Here is a 22,521-nt window from a genome sequence, read left to right on the forward strand (position 1 = left end):
TTTGCACGCCCGCTGCACGCCTGTCCACCGGAAGCGATCACAGGGCCCGAGCAGAACGCATCACATCGAGAATGGATCATGAAAGCGCAAAGGCCGAGGTCAGAAGCTATCTATTGCGGGCCTCTTCGGAGCCGCCTTCGGAATTCGAACCTGCGCGAGCAGTCCCTCGTCGGCAGCATGCTGGCATGGTCTGTCGAGATCGCACAGGCGCGACGACCTCTGCGATAAACGTCGTTGGTCAACTGCACTGCTTGCTGACAAGCTGGGCTCTGTGACTCCCAGCGACTTCTACTCCGACCGCCTAGGCCAGGGCAAGCCTCGTGTCAGCGAGGAGGTTTCTCCAGCAGCCTGGGGAGGAGTCGTCGCACTGATTCACCGACTGATCGGTAACGGCTTTCTGGCCTGCGATTTCCCCGCGTACGACTGCTCAGACGACCATTCCGGTCATAGCGTCATCACCGGCGTGGACGATGCGATGTTCGCCTCTTCGCTCCTGGCCCACGTCCCGGATCTGTCTGCCCTCTCAGCAAGTGCGAACTCTGAAGCAGAGGATCCGTTTGGCATCAGTGCCCTCAGCGGAGGCTCGCAGCCACGGATCGATGACCTGTTGAACCCGACACAGTCTCCTGACACGGTCACAGCGCTGGACGTGATCGACTTCATTGCCCGACACATCGAGAAGCCGTCCCGGACCACGCATCACCCTTGGAACGGCGACCACCCCCACTACTTCTTCAGCTCCAGGGAGCGACTTGACGATCAGAGGCCGGGGCAAGGTCAGTTTCAGGAGGACATCGACCTTCTCTTCGCCAGAAGCGGCATCGCGTTCACCTTGGGCGAGGACTTTCGGGTTCAGCGGCTCGGCCCACCCGAGGCGCGACCGCTCATCACAGACTTTCGGCCCGCCACCGGAGACGAAGACCTCGACGCCAAACTCACCGATGCGTTGGCCCTCTTCGTCTCCAGGGACCCCCGCGATCGACGCAACGCGGTCGAGAAGCTCTGGGACGGATTCGAGCGGCTCAAGACTCTAGAGCTCGGTAGCGGCAGCAGCAAGAAGGAATCAGCCAGTCAGCTGCTCGATCGTGCAGCCTGTGGCTCTGAGCCGTACCGCGAGTTGTTGAACTCTGAGTTCAAGATGTTGACAGACACTGGTAACAGTTTCACCATCCGGCATCACGAGCACGGCCAGGCCGAGCTGCCTAACTCCGCGGCTGTCGATTATCTGTTCGTGAGACTTGCTTCGGTTCTCTCATACGTTCTGCGGACAACCAACCGCATGGCCTCCTGAACCTGTCTGCCATACCGTAAGTGGCCCCTTGTTCACTTCGGTCCTCGTCGGTTGGATCTCCGCCGAGTGGCAACGGCGTACGGTTCAATGCTGTTGTACGTCGATCTGCCCCTCGACTCACGGGAAGCGCCGATGACACTGCAACCCTGGAGCAGCCAGAGGCATCAGTCTGCCATCGGAAGGGTGGGGCTCTCTGCCCCCGCTCGTCAAGCTGTGATGGACCTGCAGATGCCCAACGGCATTCAGGTCCTGGACTACGGCTGTGGCCGTGGTGGCGATGTTCGCGCTCTTGAGCACCTCGGCCTTGATGTCTCCGGCTGGGACCCTGTGCATCGTCCTGACGGTGAACTCAGGCTCTCCGACGTCGTGCTTCTCACGTACGTCCTCAACGTCATCGAGAAGCCTGATGAACGCCGCGCGACTCTCGCGAAGGCATGGGACCACACGAAGGCTGCTCTCGTAGTTTCCGCCCGGCTCCGTTGGGAGCGGAACCAGGTCAAGGGCACGGAATACGGCGACGGCATCCTTACGAGCCGCAACACCTTTCAGCACCTCTTCGCAGCGAGCGAGCTGCGGGACCTCGTCCAAGATGTGACGGCGGTCCGCTGCATCTCGGCAGCCCCTGGCATCGTTTACGCCTTCAGAAGCGATGAAGCCCGCCTCGCATATCTCGCTCGTCAGGTCGCGCCTGACGCCGCCTGGCTCGCTTCCGATGACACCGCGTCCGCCATCACTGCCGTCGTGGACCATCTTGAACAGCGTGGCCGGCTGCCGCAGCTGGAAGAAATGCCGTGGCCTGTCACGGGGCTTCTTGGCCACATGCGGCCTCAGGAACTCAAGCGGTTCGCTGAGCAGGCCGCTGATCCGTTGAAAGTCGAGGCCGGCGCCAAGCGCTCAGCTCTAGACACCCTGCTCTTCCTCGCAGTCGAGCTCTTCCACGGCCGCGGTCCGGCTAGCAGTCTCCCGATTCCTGTCCAATTGGACATTCGGGCCTTCTTCTCGTCCTACACAGAGGCATGCCAACGGGCGGACCGGCTGCTCTTCAAACTGCGCGACGACGCGTATGTACGCCGTGCCATGAACGGCTCAGTGGCCGGCAAGTTCACAGCCACTGCCCTGTACGTGCATCGCAGGGCGATGTCCCGGATCCCGACCATCCTGCGCCTCTACGAACAGTGCGCAAGCATCGCTGCCGGCCGTCCTCCCTCGTGGTCCGTCGTCAAGCTCCGCCACCAGGGTCGTGGTGTGAGCTGGCTTGACTACCCCGAGTTCGACTCCGATCCTCATCCCCGGCTCTCGTCCTCTTACGCCGTTGATTTGGGAACGTTGAAGGCTTCCCACATGTCGTACACAGACTCGAACAACCGGCCACTGCTGCACCGTAAGCACGAGTTCCTTGCCCCGGACGATCCAGATGTCCCCAAGTACCAGAGGTTGACCGAAGCCGAGGTCAGCGCTGGCTTGTACGAGCAACCACACCTCATCGGCAATGAAGCGGGCTGGGAGCGGGAACTCGTGCGCACCGGCCGATCACTCAGGGGGCATCGCCTGATCCTCCGCCCTGAGATTTGATCAACTCGGCGAAGGTCCGCTGTTCTCCAGAGTGCTGGAGGACGGGCCATCCGCCCTCCAGCACCCCGGTGCTCACGCCAGTCAGGTCATGCACCATCCGGAGTCGCAATCACCTTCACCGGGGTCTTCGACGTCCTCCTCAACTCCGCACGCCGGTATGGCCTCAGTCAAGGGGCGGCCATATCGCGTCAAGTACGCAGAGTCCCGTCCGAGTGCTGCTCGTCGCTCGTTGATCGTCTCCTCCAACCGAGCAGCCGCCATGAACAGCTCCGGCTCATCCCTGCGCTGGCGGCGCCATGCATCTACGGTGCGAAAGGGGCAGAAGAAGCAGGCGCTCTTCGGCGGGACCGGAAGTCCTGCATCCTCGATGATGCGCTCGCAGTCGCTTCTACGCAGGTGCAGATCGAGAAGCGGGTACTCGATCTGCTCATGCGCCTCGGAGCGCCGACGGTTGGCACGGTGGATTTCGTCGAGCGATATGCCGATGCCCACGGTGGCCGGGGAGAGCGCCGTCGCCCCGTGCTCACGTAGCCAACGACCCACGACCTTGATCTTGAAGTCGGCAGTGCACGATCGGCGGCCCGGGGCTCCGTTGGCCATTCGGACAGGTATCGGGATCGACCGGGTGTCCGGCCTGTTGAGCCTCTGCATCAAGGTCTCAGTAGATCCGTCCCGGCGACGGCGATCCAGCTGTTGCAGGTCGAGGCCAGCACGGGTGGCGTACGGCAGGGCTACTTCGCGAACGTATGCCAAGGTCGCAGGGTGTTCGCTGTCGTCTCCCACATTGGCAAAGAGGAAGGTCGGGTACTCGATCTCGCGCCGGGCCGCGAGGACCAACAGGGCGGTCGACTGCACGCCACCGCCATACGAAATGACCTTCATGAGGCGATCTCCGAGCGGTGAAGGTCCTTCTTCGCAGGTTCCAGGTCGCGGATGTGTGTGTCTGGCATACGAGCTCCCAATCAGTCGCGGGTGGAAGTTTCTATAGACGCAAACTCCTACATCAACTGTTTATTCCAACCTAGACAGCAAGCCTCGCCTACCGCACTGCGTGGGTGAAGGATGCGACTGACCGCCGCTCAGGGCTAAGGCTTCTGGCGCTGGGGCCGAATCACGACTGAGTGGCCTTGTTCAAGGACGGCGGCTAGGAAACTAGCGGCCTCGCCGCTCTGTTCCCTGGTGAACGTCCGGGCGCGTGGCAGCGGCGTCTGCCGCGGACGAGCCGCCGGGGAGGTGCTTCGACGTCCTCGGGGCTTCTGGAAACCCCGTCCTCCTTCGCGGAGGCTCTCCACTTCTACCTGCACGATGGCACGGCCACGGGCAGTGGCATCCGCCAGGACGGTCTCCATGAGCCACAGGGGCGATCCGGACAACTCATAGTCAGACGCCGCGATCTGTTTGCGGTGGCGCCACCGGGAGATCGCCTGCTTGTCTCGGCCGAGGATCTTGGCCACTTCCATGGTCCCTACGATGACAGGGAGTTGCTCCTCGGGGTCGGTGCGAGATCCGCCGGGGATGCTGGCTTCGTACTCAGCCAGACGTTGCTCTGTGACCTCCCGGGAGCCGTCGACGCTGAGCTGAAGCACCGTGGTCAGGAGCCAGTACGGGTTCCCGGAGATCACCAGATCAGGTTCCGCCAACGTACCGTCGGTTTTCCACTTCTGCGAGGTCTGGCGTTCCACCCCGTACAGGGAGGCGATCTCGGCGTGCCCAAGCAGATACGGCTTGCGGACCGCCACCATGCACAGCACCTTTTCGATCATCGTGGCAGACGAAGGCCCCGAGGAAGCGTACGAGATCCGATAAAGATATCGCTCACCTGCAAGCCCGGCCTGATCCCGGTGTCCTACCCGCGGTCGGGTTGTGGGCCGGCGAACGCTGGACGTGTCCGTCGGCCCACCAGCGCTGTCACCTGATCTCTTTTCCTTGCCGGATCTCCCACGGACCAACGGGTACGAGGTACACCTCGTCGAAGTAGCTCAGCCACTTGGCGATCGTCTCCACCGCCCGTTGCGCCTGGTCTGGCGTGTGGAGGCTTCCGTCGATCAGCGCACTCTTCGCCTCATCGAGGTTCAGGGTCCCGTTTTCGGCAAGTGTGCGGACCTCGGGCAGCAAACGCAGTCGAGAGAGAACCTCCGCGCCAAAGTCCTGCTCCGACAGCCCCGGGGGGATGTCCATGTGGACGAGGTCGCGCAGCACCCCGGCGAGGACATCGCTGGCGACGTTTCGGTGCCGGCCGTTGTAGACCCGGTAGAGGCGCTCCGGGTTCCTGGTTTCCGGCAGCCAGCGCGCAGCGGTCTCGCTCTCTGCGATCACAAGCATCTGCGGGGCGTCTTCATCGTCCCGTACGAGGTCGGCCTGCTCCCGGATCTGGCGTGCGAGCTCCACCGTGCCCGGCACAGCGGCTAAGTCGATGGCATCGAGCACTCGCCGCACCTCGGCGTGCGCGAGCTCAGCTTCGATGAGCAGCTCGATGTTCGTAGCCGGGACTCGCCCGGTTGCCTTGCCGGTGAGGTTGGCAGAACCGACAAGGCAACGGTCGTCAGCGGCGTACAGCTTGGCGTGGAGGTTGTGGCAGAGCGAGATCTCCACCCGGCCGTCGGCCTCAGCGAGTTCTGCGATTTCCGGGTCGGACACTCCCGCCGCGACCTCGGCAACGGACCATCGCGTAACGCACTGAACGCGTTCCACGGTGGCCGGCACTGCGGCGAGAACAGCCTGGAAGGTCTCCTTCTTGATGAAGGGAGCCACCAGGAGCACTTCACGAGTCGCACCGTGGAGGAGCTGCTCAATCTGTTGCCAGATATGGTCTCGGGTCACTCATCGTCCTCGTCATCGGCCTCGTCCGCGCCGAGGAAGTCGCTGGCAATCCGGCCCCAGTCCTGTCGCATCTTCTTCGCCCGTTCCCGGGGCTTGTCAGGCAGCTCGTCCTCGAACCGCGCCCACGACATGAGCAGGAGCTTGAAGGCTCCAGCCGCACTCCGCAGCCGGTCCGCGAGCTCTTCCTTGCTTGCACCATCGATGTCGCCGTCGAGCACGGCGATGAGGTCGGCGTAGACCGGGTGATCCTGGTTGAGGGTCACCTGCAGCAGGTTGGGGATGTAGTCGATGTTGAAGAAGGCCGGCGAGTCCGGGTTACGGCTTGCCAGCAGGCGGACGTGCTTGCCCTGCTGGATTGACTCCTCAATGATCCGCTGCGCGTCAGCGGGCGTGTACTTGTGGGTCTCCACGAGGTTTTCGAGCTGGAGTTCCTTGCTCTCTTCCTCGGTGACCTGCTCGGCGAGCGTGTCGGTGAAGCTCGGCTTGGTCTCCACACGACGCCGCTTTACCGCTTCCTCGGCCTTCGTCTCCACGTCCTCGTGCCGCTTCCGGTTGGCGCGCGTGCCCCGGGTCTGGTCTGCGAGGTCGGAGCGCAGCTTGCCGAGAAGCTTCTCACGGATGTGGTAGACGATCTCGATGAGTGGGAGTCGCCGGTCCCCCTCCTCGCGGAGTTGCTCGCGGAACTCGTCCCAGGTGAGGCCGGCTGCTTCTTCTCGCCAGTTGAAGTGGGCGAGGTCGGAGAAGATCAACGCGGATTGCTTGTTGTTGGTGACGCCGAAGACTTCGTCCAGCGCAGGCGGGAAGTCGATTTCCACACCCCACCAGCGTTCGACGGGGTCGTAGGAGTTCGTCCAGCCGGTGTCGAGGTCCAGTTCACGGTCGGCGCGGATCAGCGAGATGCCGAGATTCTTGGCGGCGTGCTTGCCCCACGGGGCCTCACCGGGAGCGAGGCTCGGGGATACGGTTTTGGGCCATTCCTCACCTGCGATGTCCGGGCGTCGCGCGGCATCGACAGCAATCGACGAGCGGACGAAGACGGGGTGCTCGTCTCCGTCGGCTCCTCGCACCATGAACCGTTCGACGCCGATCTCGCCGACGTTGCCGGCGCCGAAGGGACGGAACATCGGTTTACTGTCGAAGGGAGCGGGTGTCGCGCTTGGGGACATCAGGTAGAGCGGATCGTTGGGGCGTGCATCATGTACGCCTGATAGGGGAGCCCACCCGCGAGCGGGTACCAGTTTGATGCGGGTCCCGTCTGCGATCAGCCTGCGGTAGATACGGCCGATCAAGCTCTCGGTGTTGGACAGAGTTGCCTCTGCGCCACGCCACTGGACCCGCTCCAGCTCCGTCCACTGCACCAGCGTGCCGCTTGTCCCCAATCCCTCGGCGAGCGCCTGCCATTCATCTGGGACGGCGTCGAGCTTGGGCTCCGGAACCTCTTCGAGTCCACCACGCACCTCTGTGAGGTCGAGATGCGTGTGCAGCGCGTTGTCGGGTCCATTGGTCCAGGACCAGACATCGACGCGGTCGCACTGGGAGATACTCGAGTTGGGCAGGCCGACTCCAAAGCGCCCTATTCCCTTACGGTGTTGCCGTGTGCCGGCGCCGAAGCGGAGGGACTGCCGAAGCGTCTCGGGGTCCATACCGCTGCCGTTGTCGAGTACGGCGATCTTCTCGACCCGATGCCGTGAGCGCTGCGATGGACGGTCAGTCGACTCGACGACGAACAGCTCCACAAGGTCGGCTCCGGCCTCGATGCCGTTGTCGATCAGCTCGGCGATGGCGTGCGCCGTGGACTTGTATCCGCTGTCCTGCAGGGCCTTGACCGTCAGGTCGGATGTGACGATCGAGTACTTGGATGTCATCGAGCCTTCCATACGTCTTCCCAGTTGGTGAATGCCTCTGCCACGTCTCCGAAGCCCGGGAGCGCGGGGTCGACGACGGTTACGACGTCGCAAGTTGAGGTGCCGCCAGCCTTAGGACCGCGGATGACGCGGCCCACCATCTGGCTGTACAGCACGAGTGAGCGGGTAGGACGGGCGATCACGGCGGCGCTCGCCGCGGGAGCATCGAAACCTGTAGTGAGTACGCCGTAGTTGGACAGCACCATAGGACGGGTCCCGGGACCCTTGAAGCGGTTGATGACGCGATCGCGATGACGCGTTGAGGATTCACCCGTGACCTGTTCGGCGTCGACTCCGAACATGTTCAAGATGGCGACGAGCAGGCGGCTGTGTTCGACCGACGCAGCGAACAGCAGTATGCGCCGGTGCTGTTCGCTGAGGTCGAGCACCGTGCGGACGACCTGGAGGTTCCACTGCACATTGTCCGCGAGCTGCGCGATCAGCTCATCGGGGATGTCAAAGGACGCGGCGAGTGCTTCCTTGTCCCGGGCGCTGAGCTTCATCCCGGAGTCAGCCGCAACCGTGCGAAAGTCTGGGCGGGCCAGGTAACCCTGCTCGATGAGTGCGGTGACAGGATTGTCGTAGCCGTCGATCTCCAGCATCACCTTCTGGCGCGCGAAGAAGTCCGCGAGCTTCTCATCCTCGGAGATGTCAGCCCACGTTCTCCCTGGCGTGGCGGTCAATCCCAGGAGGCTTGAATCGCTACGGAGAGTAAGAGCTTCGACCACCCGGCGGTACGTGGGTGCGATGGCCTGATGGGCTTCATCGAAGACGGTGAGCGTGGTCCGGAGCGCGAGTTGGTCGAGGAAGCCCGGCACGCTCTTTGCAGCCGCGCCTGCCTTCTCCAGTCCAAGTACGACGATGCCGTCGGTAAGTTCATCAAGATCAGTAGGGGCATCCCCCCACATGCGCGTCACCGTGACCTCGCGATTACCCAGAGACGCCCATGCCCGCTCGAACTCCAGAGCGGCCTGTTCAAGCAGCTCGCGCCCTCGGGCTAGCCACACGACCAGCGTGAGCTCGTTATGCCGAAGGTGGTCGCAGATCAGGTTCATCCCGGTACGGGTCTTGCCGACCCCGGTCGGCAAGTGCAGTACGGTGCGGCGCTCGCCGGAGTAGAGAAGGCGCCGCACTTCAGCAGCCGCGCGCCTCTGATGCGGGAACAGGCCGTAAACCGGCTCGGCAGGCCTACGGGAGGACACAGGAGCCTCGGGCGCTCGGTCAACGACGAGCCCCAGGAACCCAAGAAAGGCGCGGCGCTCTTCGAGCGACCAAGGCAGCGCAGCCAAGAAGGCACTCGGCGAGGGCGCCCCGTTCCAGCCGAGGCGCTCGGCCAGCTCCACCTTTTTGTCCTCTGGAAGCAGATCCAGCAGCTCTCCTCGCTCCGCGGGATCGCCGATCAACCGTTCCGGAGAAATAGCGGACGCTGCGACCTTCCTGATGGCGCCCTCAACCGAGCCCTCCTGCAGGAGCTCAAGGAGTTCGCAAGCATGCTCGCCGAGCAGGCGGCGCACGTAGGGCAGAGGAGCCGCGTCAAAAACGACCTGAAACGCGATGCCCGGAGACCCGATCACAGCGTCCCCCAGCTCGTCCGCGCCTCGACTGCTCGTCGCACTCCTACCGCGCTCATCCCCGTCCCCTTACCAGATCATTTACCCCTCAGGCGCCACGCCCCTATGCCACAAGAGGTTCAGCCCGTGATCAACCCTAGTCCTGACCGCTGACAGCCGAGGCGGGCTCAGCACAATCCGGTGGATCGGCGATTGATGCCGCCGGGTCGGTCGCAGGTCTGTCCGCCCAACTCCGCCACTCCAATTGGCGTTTGTCGGTGGCCGTGAAGCGCCCAAGATGCGAACATATGTTCAGTCAGTAGCAGTCACATGCGTTCGCCAAACGCGCGAAAGCCGTGCCTGCGTCCCACCCGCATCCGCTGACAGCTAGGATCACCGTTGACAACTGGTGGAAGCTGTCGCGCCGTCGCGAGCAGCCACCAGTTGGTCAGACGGAGCCGAAAGAAGCGGGGTGGATTATGACAGAACGGACACTCAGTTCAGGTCTGGCCTATCTCGACTACAACGCTACGGCGCCGATGCGACCCGCAGCACGAGAGGCCACTCTCGCCGCGATGCAGACGGTGGGTAACGCGTCAAGCACGCATCGTTCCGGCCGTGACGCCGCACAGCGAGTCGACGAAGCCCGCCACCAAGTCGCTGATCTGGTGAACTGCTCTCCTGGCGAGATCGTCTTCACGTCTGGGGCCACTGAAGCCAACAACCTTGCACTGCGAGCCGCACACAGCGCTGGCGGGACTGTGATTACGAGCACAGTCGAGCACCCCGCAGTGCTCGAAACCGCCAAAAACCTTACGGCAAGCACGCCTAACACACTCAAGCTGTTGCCGGTGGATGTGGACGGCCTGGTGGATCTAGACGGCCTCCATGACGCTCTGTCGGCAGGCGATGTGGCGATCGTTTCCCTGATGGCCGCGAACAACGAGACGGGCGTCTTGACCGACCTCTCGCCCCTTGCGGAAGCAGCGCATGCAGCGGGTGCTCTTTTCCACACCGACGCCACCCAGATGGTGGGCCGGCTACCCATCGACCTCGCCGGGATCGACGTGGACTTGCTGTCCCTGTCGGCTCACAAGTTCGGTGGCCCACAAGGCGTAGGTGCCCTTTTCGTCCGCCGCGGCATCTCTCTGCCCTATCAGCCGTTGATCTTCGGCGGGGGGCAAGAGCGTGGCTGGCGAGCCGGGACGCTCAACGTGGCCGGCATCGCGGGTGCGGGAGCGGCGGCAGCAGCAGCCCACCACGACCTGGCGGAAGAAAGCACCCGGGTCACACACCTCCGTGACCTGCTGGAGAACGCTCTCGTTGAGCAGCTCGGCGACTGCCGGATCAACGGTGCGCTCGGCCGCCGGCTACCTGGCGTTACCAGCATCACATTCCACGGTGCCCCTGCCGATGCCGTCCTCACTGCGATGCCAGATGTCGCCGCGTCCGAGGGAAGCGCATGCTCCTCCGGTGCACCGAGTCCGAGCCACGTGCTTCTGGCTATGGGGCGTAGCCGGGAAGAGGCCGACTCCACTGTCCGGTTCTCTCTTGGGTACGCGTCAACCCGGGCGGACGTTGATCAGGCCATCGCCTCCACGATTCGGGCCGTCCGGCAGGTGCGCGCCACCATGGCGATCCCGATCTGAACTGAGTCACCTAGCCCTGACGCCCACCAAAATCCGAACGTACACGGAGATTCATCGCATGTCAGACAGTCGGCTCGCCGAAGCCGCCCATTCCTCCTTCGCGCGCCACGAGACGTTCGCTCCGCGCTTCGGGTGGCTCCACAAGGCGTACATGCAGGTGAAAAACAACCCCGAGGCGTTCCTCGCGGATGATGCCCCCGTTCAGCTCGGCGTTGGCAAGAACATGGTCTACGCCATGCGTTACTGGTCCCGCGCCTTCAAGCTCACCCGGGAGCACTACGGCGATGACGCCAACTCCAGGGCCATGCTGTCTTACCCAACGTGGGAGGCGCGATGGCTGCTAGACGAGGACGGAGCCGACCCCTACCTGGAAGAGCTCGGCAGTCTGTGGCTTCTTCACTGGTGGCTTCTGTCCTCTCGGCCTGGGGCAAAGAGTTGGGCGCCCTCGTGGTACGTAGCATTCCACCTAGCTCCCTTCTCCCGGTTCACGTTGGCGGATCTGACCCAGGTCATCGTGCGATACGTAAACCTCTCCTTCCCTGAAGGACCGGTCGAAGCCTCCATCACGAAAGACGTCGACTGCATCACCAAGATGTACGTCCCGGCTCAGCGGCTGAAGGGCGGGGCGCCGGGGGCATTCGAGGACCTTCTCTCCTGCCCATTCCGTGAGCTCGGGTTGCTGGAGCAAGTAGGCCAGCGTGGCAGCAGCGAATGGGAATTCACCAGCGGTTCCCGCACCTCACTGCCGCCCCGCATCATCGCCTATGCGTGCCTGGACTACGCAGCCCGCACAGCGCGCAGCGCAGGCTCGATCTCCTTGGCGCGCTTGGCGAACGAGCCCGGTGCTCCCGGACGCGCCTTCCGCATCCGCGAGACCGACATCGCCGCGGCCCTGGGGAAGGTCGCCGCGGAGCACTCTGAACTGCAGCTCGTAGAAGCAGTAGGCCAGCGCAGCCTGACCTTTGCGTCCAACCCATTTGACCTTGCCTGGGACGTGCTCGACGAGCAGTACGACAAGGTTCGTGACAGGCCCGACTTCCCCACTCGCGAGGAATGGGCGCGCAAGTATCCGAAGCTCGCCGAAGCTGAAAAGCGCGAGCTCAAGCAGCAAGACTTCATCGACCCGCAGCTCGCTCTGATCGAGGAGACCGTGTGACCACCGCAACTCCCACGCGGCCTAGCTATGTCCGACAGGCCCCTGCCGCACCGAAGTTTCCGGGTGGCATCAGCCTTGTTGGCTCGCAGATGCGCTCCACCAATCTGGAGCGCGATGTCGAGGAGGGGTTGCACTCTCCCTACGTCGGAGCGCGGGCTGTAGACGTCGTCGACCGGGTCACCAACGCCCTTAGTGATCTCCGCCGCACTCGATCTTGGTCATTCACGGGGCCTTACGGATCCGGCAAGTCCACCTTGGCGAATTTCATTGAGGCTCTGCTGGGCCCTGATGGTGACCGCCGTGCCGAGGCGGAAGAGGTACTCGGTGCCACCAGCGTCGGTCTGAAGCAGCGCCTCACTGCCAATCGGGCGGAATTCGCACCAGCAGGCTTCCTCGGTGCCGTTGCCACCGCGCGCCGGGAACCCCTTGCTGTCACTCTTTCCCGAGCTCTGCACACTGCGGCTCGGCGCCGCTGGAAGAGCCGCGCGCCCAAGGCTGTCAGTGCTGCCCTCGCTGCTTGCGCAGATCCTGCCGCCGTCACGTCGCAGAACATTCTGGATGCTGTGGTCACGCTCTGCGATCACCAGCCACTGCTGCTGATCGTTGATGAGTTCGGCAAGACGCTGGAGCATCTGGCCGGCAACAGCGATCTCGCCAGCGCTAAGGATGACCTGTTTCTGCTGCAGGAACTGGCCGAGAAGGGCGCGGGACCACAGGGCCTTCCCCTGTTTATGATGACGCTGCAGCACTTGTCCTTTATGGACTATGCGGCCCATTCAAGCCAACTCCAGACTCGCGAGTGGGCCAAGATCCAAGGGCGGTTTGAGGACATCACGTTCTCGCCTCACCTAGGTGACGCGGTCCAGCTGATGCGTCGTCGGATCGATCAGTCGGGTGTATCCGACTCTGGTCGCAGGCTTATCCAGACGCAAGCCGAAGCCGCCGAAGCCGCATGGATCAAGCACGGACTCAACGTCTTCGTCGACCTCAAGGCGCAGGACTTCGAGGACCTGTACCCCCTGCACCCTCTAACCGCCGTAACAGCCCCGCTCCTGGCTGCGCAAATCGGCCAGCACGATCGCAGCCTGTCGAGCTTCCTGAACAGCGACGAACCCAACACGGTTCGACGGTCTCTGGAGCGATTCTCCAGCGAGAAGTCCCGTCAGGCTGACACCATTCGGCTGCCGCAGCTTTTCGAATTCTTCCTCAATTCTGGACGCACCTCGCTGCTTGCATCCAGCAAAGCTAGCCGTTGGGTCGAGATCGAATCGCGTATCAATGAAGCCACAGGTCTGTCACCGGCAGATCAGGATCTTCTGCGCACCATCGGCATGCTCAACCTGCTCGACTCTGATGGCGCGCTTCGCGCCAGTGCAGCAATGATCTTCTTTGCGCTACACGGTCCTACTGAGGGTATCGATTCCGAGAAGTTTACGGACCTGGAGAGCCAGCTTCAGAGTTTGGTTACGCGAGGTTTCCTCGTGTACCGGCAATTCAGCAGCGAGTATCGCGTGTGGCGTGGCACAGATTTCGATATCGATGGCCGCGTCAAGGAGATCCTCAACCATCTCGACACGCCCTCGGTCGTTCGCAAGTTGGCCGACTACCTCCCACTTGCCGTTGCCGCCGGCCGCCACAATCAGGTCACTGGCATGCTGCGCACGTTCTTCGTCCATGTCACCAGCTCCGAGACCAAGCGTGTCCAAGGCCCGGACGAGCTCAACGTCCAGGCAGATGGGTTGCTTCTCTTCCATCTGGGAGCTGTGAACGACCGACCCGTCGTCGACTCGGCCCTCCCAGTGGTACTCGGCGTCACAGAAAAACCAGAACTCGTCCTTAAGGCTGCGAGCAATCTCGTTGCCCTGCAAGATCTGCTACTGGACACGTCTTTGGACTCAGTCGCGGTACGCGAGGTCAAGGATCGCGCAGCAGCCGCCCAGAACGAGCTGGTACAACTGCTTGACGCGGCTTTCTTCCCGCTATCCAAGAGCGCTACCTGGCGACTGTGGCGTTCGGGAATGCCCGCCGATTCCTCAAAGGGCGAGGAAATCCAAGGCCGAAGTCTCAGTGGTCTCGTCTCGATTGCATGCGACGAGGTGTTCTCCGCCGCTCCGCACATCCGCAACGAAATGCTAGGTCGCCACGAGCTCACGAGCCAGGGTGCAAAGTCTCGACGCGAGTTGCTCACCGCGATGCTGCTCAAGTCCGGAGAGCAATACCTCGGGATCAAGAAGTACCCGGCCGAACGCGCCATGTACAGCGGCGCCCTGGAATACATGGGCCTGCACAGGGAAAACCGCGGTACGCCAGACGACGACCCATCGACGTTCTTCCTCCCCTACGGCTTCTCCCGTCCCAGCGAGGCGCACCCTCACACCCTCCCGGTCTGGAATGCCCTGGAGACTGCGCTCACGGAGGCACACAAGCGCACCGGCCTCGATGAGATCATCCGTGTCGTCATGGCGCCGCCCTACGGGGTCAAGGCAGGCGTGGTACCCCTGCTGATCGTCACGGCGCTCATCGTGCGCAGCGACGATGTCGCCCTGTTCGAAGACGGTACTTACCTGCCACGGCTGACGCCCGACATCGTTGAACGCATGGTCAAGGCGCCTCAGCGATTCGCGGTGAAGTCCACGCCACTCGGTGACGGCCTACGGCAGAGCGTCGTGAAGAGCCTGTCCGCCGCTCTAAAGGTTGATTCGCCTCGCTCCCAGGCCCTGCGCAATCCAGCCCTCCTCGCAGTCACGCGCGCGTTGTTGGAGCGCGTGATGGTGCTTACTCCGTACGCTCGGCGTACCCGCCGTATCAGCGCAGACGCAATCGAGGTCCGCGATGCGCTGCTCGTGGCACAGGACCCAGACGAACTGCTCTTCGTCGCCCTGCCCAAGGCACTTGGCATGGACTCCATCGCCCCCGAAGCGCGCCGGTCCACTCCAGGGAACAAGGGCTATGCAGACCGGCTCGCTGCCGCGATCGCCGAGATCTCTGGTGCAGAACAGGCGCTGCGAGATGAAGTCATCGAGGTCATCAGCAGGGAGTTCCGCCTGCCGGCCTCGCTGTCGGAACTGCGCCGAGCGCTGGCCACTCGGTTGGAAGGCTTCGTCGGTGTTTCTCTGAGCCTGGAGCTCAAGGGGTTCGTCGCCATTGCCCTCAACGAGGTACTGACTGACGAGGACTGGCTCGACCCGTTGATCGTACGGCTGTCGAACTCCGCTCTCGGTGACTGGTCCGACACCGACGCGACCGTCTTCCCCCGCCGGGTCAAGGAGATGGCCTCGGCTCTCGACCGAGTGAGCCACCTGTACCAGAGCCGCTCACACGCAGACGTCCGGGACGAGGTGCTTGAAGCAAGGCTCCTTACCCTCACCGACACGGACGGAGCCGAGCAACGCACTCTGATCTATGTTCCGGAACAGTCCCGGCAGGAGGCCGAGCACCTCGCTGTCAGTGTCGTAGAGCAAGCTAGGAAGATGCTCGGTCCTGACGGCGCCCGCATCCTGCTCGCCGCCCTCGCCCAGCGCGTCACCGAGCCCGCGGCAACAACCGACGCAGAGAGGACTGAGTGACCATGGCTGACGACGCAACTCCCAAGAAGGTCCGGCACGTCTTGGGTATTTCGGGAGGCAAGGACTCCTCTGCCCTTGCGATCCACATGCGTGACCGGGTTCCGGAGATGGAGTACTTCTTCTGCGACACGGGAGCCGAGCTTCCGGAGACTTACGAATACCTCAACCGTCTTGAGGCGGCACTCGGCAAGCCCATCGTGCGGCTCAACGCCGATCGCGACTTCGATCACTGGATGGAGGTGTACCAGGGCACTCTGCCGAGTCCTCAGATGCGCTGGTGCACCAAGAATCTGAAGATCAAGCCGCTGGAGGAGTGGGTCGGTGATGACGAGGTGATCTCCTACGTCGCCATCCGTGCGGATGAGAACCGACTGGGCTACGTGAGCACCAAGCCCAACATCGAAGCCGTGTTCCCCTTCCGCGAGGACGGCATCGACAAGGACGGCGTCATGCGCATCCTCGACGAGGCCGGCATCGGTCTGCCCGGCTACTACGAGTGGCGCACCCGCTCGGGCTGCTACTTCTGCTTCTTCCAGCGCAAGCACGAGTGGGTCGGCCTCAAGGACCGGCACCCTGAGCTGTACGACAAGGCCGTCGCCTACGAGGACAAGGTCCGGTACCGGCACACGGCGATGCAGGGGCGGGACTACACCTGGTCTCAAGGGGAATCTCTTCCCGAGCTGATAGAGCGCCGCGAGGAGATCCAGGCGAAGCACGAGGCCGCTTTGGAGCGCGCGGCCAAGCGAGTCAAGCCGAACCGACCACTGTTGGAGGTCCTGTCCGACGCCCTGGACGCGGACGACGACGAGGCCGGCTGCTCGGTCTGCCACCTCTGATTGGCCCCAAGGTGCCCAGTGAGCCCCGATAGTGACGGTCGATCACTATCGGGGCCTACTTTCGTCTCATCGCACCGACTGTCAGTGCCGCGTGTAAGGATGTTCCTCCGTCTACCACCCATGCAGCCGGAGTGCCTTGAGGAATGGCGACACCAAACACCCACGTGCGCTCCGTCATCCGCCACCGCGCTGAAGCCGGCCCTTCGCTGGACATCCAACTGGGCATCGCTCCCATGCTCGATGTCCCAGCCCATCGAGTTCTGCAGGACGACCTGGAGGAGCATGCCTCTCTCTGGGAGCATGCCCTCGCAGTCGAGAGCCTCGGCGACGCACTTCCTGATGAGGCCGGGCTCTACATGTTCGTCTGGCGTCCGTCGATCAGCCTGGCGATGGCTGACGACACACGGAGCAGCTTTCACCAGGTGCTCTACATAGGCCAGGCAGGTGGGTCAGGCCAGCGCGGCAACACGTTGCGGAATCGGTACAAGGATTACAAGAAGCACCTTCGAGGCAATCCCGAGCATCTCTGGACCGAGGAGCCTCCAACCACCCGTGTCGGGCGCCTCACGCACTACCTTGCCCTGCGCCCGCTGGAGTTCTGGTTCGCGACGGTTGAGGACCGCGCCAAGATCAAAAATCTTGAGGCCCGTCTGATCACCTTGTACAACCCACCTCTCAACAACCAGAACCGGCCGAAGCTGCGTGCTCGGCTCAGCCGCGTCCCCCAACCAGCCCTGCGCGATAGCTGACTTCAGCATCCCGACATCGAGGAAGACATGGCATCCAAGACCTTCGTCCCCGCCTTCAAGGCCCAGGTGGGCAACTGGACCTACTACTCCTGCCTGATGAGCTACGCGCAGGTAGCGCGAGAGATCAACTTCGCGCATGAACTCGGAGGGAACCAGGACCTTGGCACCATGATCCAACGTGGTGTCGGCACCCGCACCGCTCAGATCACCGACTACCTGCTGACCAACGAGAACCGCTTCCTCGGGGCCATCATCATCGCCGTCTGGGGCGGGGATCCCAACTATCTCGAACTGACCATGGATGCAGACGCGGAGAACCAGGCTGTACTTGATGGCCTCGACCGCAACTTCGGTGTACTCACATTCGACGGGACCCAGCAGTTCTTCGCCCTTGACGGCCAGCACCGGCTCAAGGCGATCAAGGATGCGGTCAAGCGCGACCCTGACCTGGGCGGCGAAGACATCAACGTCATCGTCGTGCCGCACTTCAACACTCCCGACGGGCGTCGCCGCACGCGGCGGTTGTTCACGAACATCAACCGCAACGCCAAGAGCACCAACGCCCAAGAAAACATCGCTCTCGACGAGGACGACAGCTTCGCAATCCTTACCCGCCAGCTCCTTGATGAGCACGAGTTCCTGAGCCGGGACAAGGTTGTCAACGTGTTCAGCAAGGTCGGTCAGGAGGGCGAACTTGTGCTCGCGTCCCGCTCGATTTCCCCTGCGAGCCCCGCCTGGAGCGCCATCGGTGTTCTCTACGACATCGTCAAGGAGATCGGCTTCGATCTCCCGTGCACTCTGAACGAGTCGAACCAGCGGGCCACGGATGAGGTCCTCGATCAGAGCTACGAAATCCTGGCTACACGCGTCCAGGAGCTCCTCGACTCCTGTGGAAATCTGCGTCAGCGCTACCTCACCGCTCAAGCTCCCAAAGACGTGCGCGCGCCGAAGGGCCGAGACGGTGCCGGCCATCCCTTCATGCGCCCAGCCGTCCAAGTGGCGGTGGCACGAGCAGTACGCCACGTCTTGGAGCAGGAGACGCTGGAGTGGGAAGGCCTGATGAAGCGCCTCTCGGATCTCGACTGGAAGATGACTTCGGCTCCGTTCTCGTCGATGTGGATCGAGACCCCTGACGGCAAGGCGAAGGGAAAGATGGCCAGTGGCAAGGACCACACCCAACTTCTCTATGACCTGCTTCTAGTCCACCTCGCCCCGCGCACAAAGGTGCAGATCAGCCGGGCACTTCGTTCCTACTCCGACATCATGAAGACTAAGTATCCCGTCCCGATGGAGTCGCTCTCCACCCTTCTTCCGGTCGATTCTGACTGAACTAGTCACCATCTCGAGTGGGCTTCAGTGAACGGTCGCAATAGGTCCCGCCGTCAGGGCATCAGATGCTCCGGCGGGGGCTCCGTAACACATCAGCACCGAGCTCCCGCGCGAGACTCCGGGAGTACCTTGGACGAGTGACGCGATTTGCAGGTTGCGCTCGGTCCTGAGCAGATTGCCGACCGGAATCCTCATTGCTGGCGTGGAGCTAGCCCGAGGCGTGGAGGAACGCAGGGTCCGGGCGCTCGGCTCCCTCCTCAGACGTGAAGGAGCGCATTTTTGTACCGTCCGATGAGCGTCCGCTGGCATAGGTTTTCAAACCCGTACGGGCCGGCCTGCAACGCCAGGACCCTGCCGGTATTCGTCTCGGTGGGCGCCTTCACCTCCAGCCCATTCGAAGGCAGATCGCGCCCTCGCCCTCCAGGGGCTACACGCTGTCCTCACGGACGCCGAGGGAAAACTCGTCGGCCTCCGCGTTGAAAGCATCACGTACACGACCGAACCCTCTTGCGATCTTCCGGCCAGCCGACTTGCCGCCAGGTGGAGCCACGACACCACCTATTTGTAGAGACCTCCCAAGAGCGCTCCAAACGAAGCGCTGCCCGTGATGCACAGATGCACTCTGGGACTTGCTCCCGCATCCCTCGTCGGCGGCCACCCGCTTGTCCACCGGTCTGCACGCTCGCTGCACGCCTGTCCACCGGTTGTCCACCGGGGGCGACCACGGCGCCCCGGGTGGGTAGCACCACTCCTGTGAATCGATCACGAGAACCACAAGAGCCCAGGTCAGAGGCTATCTGTCCTGGGCTCTTTCTGAGCCGCCTTCGGGATTCGAACCCGAGACCTACGCATTACGAGTGCGTCGCTCTGGCCGACTGAGCTAAGGCGGCGTGGTGCGGAGCCCAGTCTACACATCGGATGGGGGTGGTCCGAACCGGGTCAGGTGCAGTGTTTGTCGGGGGGTGGGGGTGTGCCTTCGAGGAGGTAGGTGTTGATGGTGGTGTCGATGCAGTCGCTGCCGCGGCCGTAGGCGGTGTGGCCGTCGCCCTCGTAGGTGAGGAGGGTGGCGGAGGAGAGCTGGGAGGCCAGGGCGCGGGCCCAGGGGTAGGGGGTGGCCGGGTCGCGGGTGGTGCCGACGACCAGAATCGGGGCGGCGCCCTCGGCGGTGATGCGGTGGGGTTCGCCGGTGGGTTTGACCGGCCAGTACGCGCAGTTCAGGGCGGCCCAGGCGAAGCTTTCGCCGAAGACCGGGGAGGCCTTGCGGAAGGCGGGCAGGGCGGCCCGTACCTCGTCGGGGCCGGAGAAGGCGCCCGGGAGGTCGAGGCAGTTCACGGCGGGGTTGGCGAACATCTGGTTGGCGTAGGTGCCGTCGGGGTCGCGTTCGTAGTAGGAGTCGGAGAGGGCGAGCAGGCCGCTGCCGTCACCTTTCTGGGCCTTGGCGAGGTATTCGCGCAGCACCGGCCACGCGCCCTCGTCGTACATCGCGGCCGTCACGCCGCTGGTGGCGAGGGACTCGGTGAGGGTGCGGTCGCTGCCGGTGGGAGCGGGGCGGGCGTCGAGCTGCTTGAAGAGGGCGGTCAGGCGGCGGCCGGCCTCTTCGGGGCTGCCGGTGCCCAGGGGGCAGTCGCGTTGCTTGGCGCAGTCCTTGGCGAACGCGGTGAAGGCGGTGTTGAAGCCGGCGGTCTGGTCGCGGTTCATCGTCCGGGCGGGCAGGGAGGGGTCCGTCGCGCCGTCGAGTACGAGGCGGCCGACGCGGGAGGGGAAGAGGCCGGCGTAGGTCGCGCCGAGGAAGGTCCCGTAGGACGCGCCGACGTAGGTGAGTTTGTCGTCACCGAGGACGGCGCGCAGGACGTCCATGTCGCGGGCCGACTCGGCGGTCGAGACGTGGCCGAGGCGGGCACCGGTGCGGGCGCGGCACCCCCTGGTGAAGTCGCGCAGGGCACTGGTGAGGCGGTCGACCTCGGCGTCCGAGTCGGGGGTCTGGTCGACGCGGGTGTACCCGTCCATCTGGGCACTGGACAGGCAGGTGACCGGCTCGCTGCGGGCCACGCCGCGCGGGTCCATGGCGACCATGTCGTAACGGGCCCGGACGGCGTCGGGCTGCGGCGCGTACTGCTGGAGGTAGTCGATCGCCGAGCCGCCCGGACCGCCCGGGTTGACCATGAGGGAGCCGATGCGGCTGCCCGGGCCGGTGGCCTTCTTCCGGGAGACGGCCAGCTTCAGGTCGGTGGCGGTGCTGGGCTTCGCGTAGTCGAGGGGAGCCTTCATCGTCGTGCACTCGAAGCCGACGATGCCGCACTCGCGCCAGGTGAGTTTCTGGCCGTAGTAGGGGCGGAGGGCGGCCGGGACGGCGGTGGGGAGGGGTTTGATGGTGGCCGTCGCCGCCTCGGGCATGGTGTCGGCGGAACCCGTGCGGCCGTTCGTCGGCTGTCCGGAGGCAGCGGCGCCGGGTGAGGAATCCCCCGAGGAGCAACCGGAGAGGAGTAGCGCGGTGGCTGTCAGGACGGTACCGGCGGTGCGGAGCAGGCGGTTGGTGGCCATGGCGGTCCCTCGGTCCCGAGGAGAGGAAGGGATGGAAGGGGATGGAAGGGGGGAAGAGCGGGAGGGGGTGGGAGGGTGGGGTGGGGGATGGCTTGCTGGTCGGGGTGGTGGACGGAGCGTATCCGGGTCGGGACGTTCCGTGGGGGTGAGTGGGTACGCTCGTACGGGTGAGGGGCGTGGCCGGGGAGAGGCTGGTGGGTTTCAGCCCTTGCGGAGGGCCGCTGTCATCGCCTCGACGGCCAGGAGGGGCGCCACGTTGCGGTCGAGGGCCTGGCGGCAGGCGATGACCGCCTCTATCCGGCGCAGGGTGCGCTCCGGGGTCGAGGAGGCGGCGATCCGCCGGACGCTGTCGCGGACCTCGTCGTTGGCCAGCGGGACCGTGGCGTTCAGCTGGACGGCCAGGACGTCGCGGTAGAAGCCGGTGAGGTCGGTCAGGGCGAGGTCGAGGCTGTCGCGCTGGGTACGGGTGGAACGGCGCTTCTGCTTGTCCTGGAGCTCCTTCATGGCGCCCGCCGTACCGCGCGGCAACCGGCCGCCCGTGCCGGCGGCGGCTCCCAGGGCGGCGCGCAGCTCCTCCGTCTCCTTGGCGTCGACGTCCTCCGCGACCTGCTTGGCGTCCTCCGTCGCGGCGTCGATCAGTTCCTGGGCGCCCTTGAGGCAGCCGCCGATGTCGTCGACGCGCAGGGGGAGCTTGAGGACGGCGGCACGGCGGGCGCGGGCGCGCTCGTCGGTGGCCAGACGGCGGGCCCGGCCGATGTGTCCCTGGGTGGCGCGGGCGGCGGCTGCCGCGGCGTCGGGGTCGATGCCGTCCCGGCGGATCAGGACGTCGGCGACGGCGGCCACCGGCGGCGTGCGCAGGGTGACGTGCCGGCAGCGGGAGCGGATCGTGGGCAGGACGTCCTCGATGGAGGGCGCGCACAGCAGCCAGACCGTACGGGGGGCGGGCTCCTCGACGGCCTTGAGGAGTACGTTGCCCGCGCCTTCGGTGAGGCGGTCGGCGTCCTCCAGGACGATGACCTGCCAGCGGCCGCCGGACGGGGACATGGAGGAGCGGCGGACCAGGTCGCGCGTCTCCTTGACGCCGATCGAGAGCAGGTCCGTACGGACGACCTCGACGTCGGCGTGGGTGCCCACCAGGCTCGTGTGGCAGCCGTCGCAGAAGCCACAGCCGGGTGCGCCGCCCAGCGCGCGGTCCGGGCTGACGCACTGGAGGGCGGCGGCGAAGGCGCGGGCGGCGGTGGCCCGGCCGGAGCCGGGCGGGCCGGTGAACAGCCAGGCGTGCGTCATCTTGGACGCGCCGGACGCGCCGGACTCCGCTATGGGGTCCGCGCCGCTCGCGGCCGCGCCCTCGGCGGTGACCAGCGCGTCCGCGTCGCGTGCGGCAGCGGCAAGCTGCTCCGTCAGGCGTTCCTGCCCGACCACGTCGTCCCACACAGCCATGTTGCTGCCCGCCGTTCCTGTCCGTCCTGCCCGTGCCGTCGCGCTGCCCCGACGACGCCCCATCTTCCGCGCCGTCGCGCCGCGCCCCGCGCTCGTTCCATTGTGGGGCCTCCCACTG

General features: G+C 64.5%; 15 protein-coding genes and 1 tRNA gene. 8 read left to right on the forward strand and 8 right to left on the reverse strand.

All coding sequences use genetic code 11. The features are described from left to right. Positions 1–271: 271 nt before the first annotated feature. Together OEIGOIKO_RS18470 and OEIGOIKO_RS18475 are read left to right on the forward strand one after the other, a co-directional pair. A complete protein-coding gene (locus OEIGOIKO_RS18470; RefSeq protein ID WP_125054987.1) occupies positions 272–1,291 on the forward strand; it encodes a hypothetical protein in 1,020 nt (339 codons plus the stop codon). Between the two features lie 132 nt (positions 1,292–1,423). Further along, the gene (locus tag OEIGOIKO_RS18475) at positions 1,424–2,863 is read left to right on the forward strand and encodes a DNA phosphorothioation-associated putative methyltransferase (protein WP_125058776.1); all 1,440 of its coding nucleotides are present in this window, start codon (positions 1,424–1,426) and stop codon (positions 2,861–2,863) included. An 81-nt stretch (positions 2,864–2,944) separates the two neighbouring features. Here the strand turns inward: OEIGOIKO_RS18475 and OEIGOIKO_RS18480 are convergent, their stop codons facing one another. The 5 genes from OEIGOIKO_RS18480 to OEIGOIKO_RS18500 form a co-directional block, all read right to left on the reverse strand. Then, positions 2,945–3,745 (reverse strand): phosphoadenosine phosphosulfate reductase, encoded by an 801-nt coding sequence (locus OEIGOIKO_RS18480; RefSeq protein WP_125054988.1) that lies wholly within the window; start codon positions 3,743–3,745, stop codon positions 2,945–2,947. Positions 3,746–3,948: 203 nt separating this feature from the next. After that, entirely contained in the window at positions 3,949–4,626 is a 678-nt protein-coding gene (locus tag OEIGOIKO_RS18485) for a hypothetical protein (RefSeq protein WP_125054989.1), read from the reverse strand. Positions 4,627–4,771: 145 nt separating this feature from the next. Next, complete coding sequence (locus tag OEIGOIKO_RS18490; protein ID WP_125054990.1) at positions 4,772–5,683, reverse strand: phospholipase D family protein; 912 nt, start codon at positions 5,681–5,683, stop codon at positions 4,772–4,774. Then, entirely contained in the window at positions 5,680–7,548 is a 1,869-nt protein-coding gene (locus OEIGOIKO_RS18495) for an ATP-binding protein (RefSeq protein ID WP_125054991.1), read from the reverse strand. The genes OEIGOIKO_RS18490 and OEIGOIKO_RS18495 overlap by 4 nt, the downstream gene beginning before the upstream one ends. After that, complete coding sequence (locus OEIGOIKO_RS18500; RefSeq protein ID WP_246177407.1) at positions 7,545–9,101, reverse strand: DEAD/DEAH box helicase; 1,557 nt, start codon at positions 9,099–9,101, stop codon at positions 7,545–7,547. The genes OEIGOIKO_RS18495 and OEIGOIKO_RS18500 overlap by 4 nt, the downstream gene beginning before the upstream one ends. A gap of 515 nt (positions 9,102–9,616) precedes the next feature. On the opposite strand from OEIGOIKO_RS18500, the gene OEIGOIKO_RS18505 reads away from it, so the two are divergent. The 6 genes from OEIGOIKO_RS18505 to OEIGOIKO_RS18530 all read left to right on the forward strand — a co-directional run bounded on the left by OEIGOIKO_RS18505 (position 9,617) and on the right by OEIGOIKO_RS18530 (position 18,422). Continuing rightward, the gene (locus tag OEIGOIKO_RS18505) at positions 9,617–10,786 is read left to right on the forward strand and encodes a cysteine desulfurase family protein (protein WP_125054993.1); all 1,170 of its coding nucleotides are present in this window, start codon (positions 9,617–9,619) and stop codon (positions 10,784–10,786) included. A gap of 58 nt (positions 10,787–10,844) precedes the next feature. Further along, on the forward strand, positions 10,845–11,942 hold the full coding sequence (locus tag OEIGOIKO_RS18510) for a DUF4007 family protein (RefSeq protein WP_125054994.1): 1,098 nt from the start codon (positions 10,845–10,847) through the stop codon (positions 11,940–11,942). Continuing rightward, positions 11,939–15,508, forward strand: coding sequence for an ATP-binding protein (locus OEIGOIKO_RS18515; protein WP_125054995.1), 3,570 nt, complete (start codon positions 11,939–11,941; stop codon positions 15,506–15,508). Before OEIGOIKO_RS18510 ends, OEIGOIKO_RS18515 begins: the two co-directional genes overlap by 4 nt. 2 nt (positions 15,509–15,510) lie before the next feature. After that, on the forward strand, positions 15,511–16,344 hold the full coding sequence (locus tag OEIGOIKO_RS18520) for a phosphoadenosine phosphosulfate reductase family protein (RefSeq protein ID WP_125054996.1): 834 nt from the start codon (positions 15,511–15,513) through the stop codon (positions 16,342–16,344). Between the two features lie 143 nt (positions 16,345–16,487). Beyond that, positions 16,488–17,093 (forward strand): GIY-YIG nuclease family protein, encoded by a 606-nt coding sequence (locus tag OEIGOIKO_RS18525; RefSeq protein ID WP_125054997.1) that lies wholly within the window; start codon positions 16,488–16,490, stop codon positions 17,091–17,093. A 27-nt stretch (positions 17,094–17,120) separates the two neighbouring features. Continuing rightward, positions 17,121–18,422 carry a DNA sulfur modification protein DndB gene (locus OEIGOIKO_RS18530; protein ID WP_125054998.1) on the forward strand — a complete coding sequence of 434 codons (1,302 nt, stop codon included), beginning with the start codon at positions 17,121–17,123 and terminating at the stop codon, positions 18,420–18,422. 816 nt (positions 18,423–19,238) lie between these two features. Here OEIGOIKO_RS18530 and OEIGOIKO_RS18535 read toward each other — a convergent pair. The 3 genes from OEIGOIKO_RS18535 to OEIGOIKO_RS18545 form a co-directional block, all read right to left on the reverse strand. Then, positions 19,239–19,312, reverse strand: a tRNA-Thr gene (locus tag OEIGOIKO_RS18535). A 49-nt stretch (positions 19,313–19,361) separates the two neighbouring features. Further along, complete coding sequence (locus OEIGOIKO_RS18540) at positions 19,362–20,963, reverse strand: alpha/beta hydrolase (protein WP_125054999.1); 1,602 nt, start codon at positions 20,961–20,963, stop codon at positions 19,362–19,364. 201 nt (positions 20,964–21,164) lie between these two features. After that, entirely contained in the window at positions 21,165–22,403 is a 1,239-nt protein-coding gene (locus OEIGOIKO_RS18545; protein WP_125055000.1) for a DNA polymerase III subunit delta', read from the reverse strand. Between the last annotated feature and the right edge of the window lie 118 nt (positions 22,404–22,521).

Source organism: Streptomyces paromomycinus (assembly GCF_003865155.1).
GTDB classification, from domain to species: Bacteria; Actinomycetota; Actinomycetes; order Streptomycetales; family Streptomycetaceae; genus Streptomyces; species Streptomyces chrestomyceticus.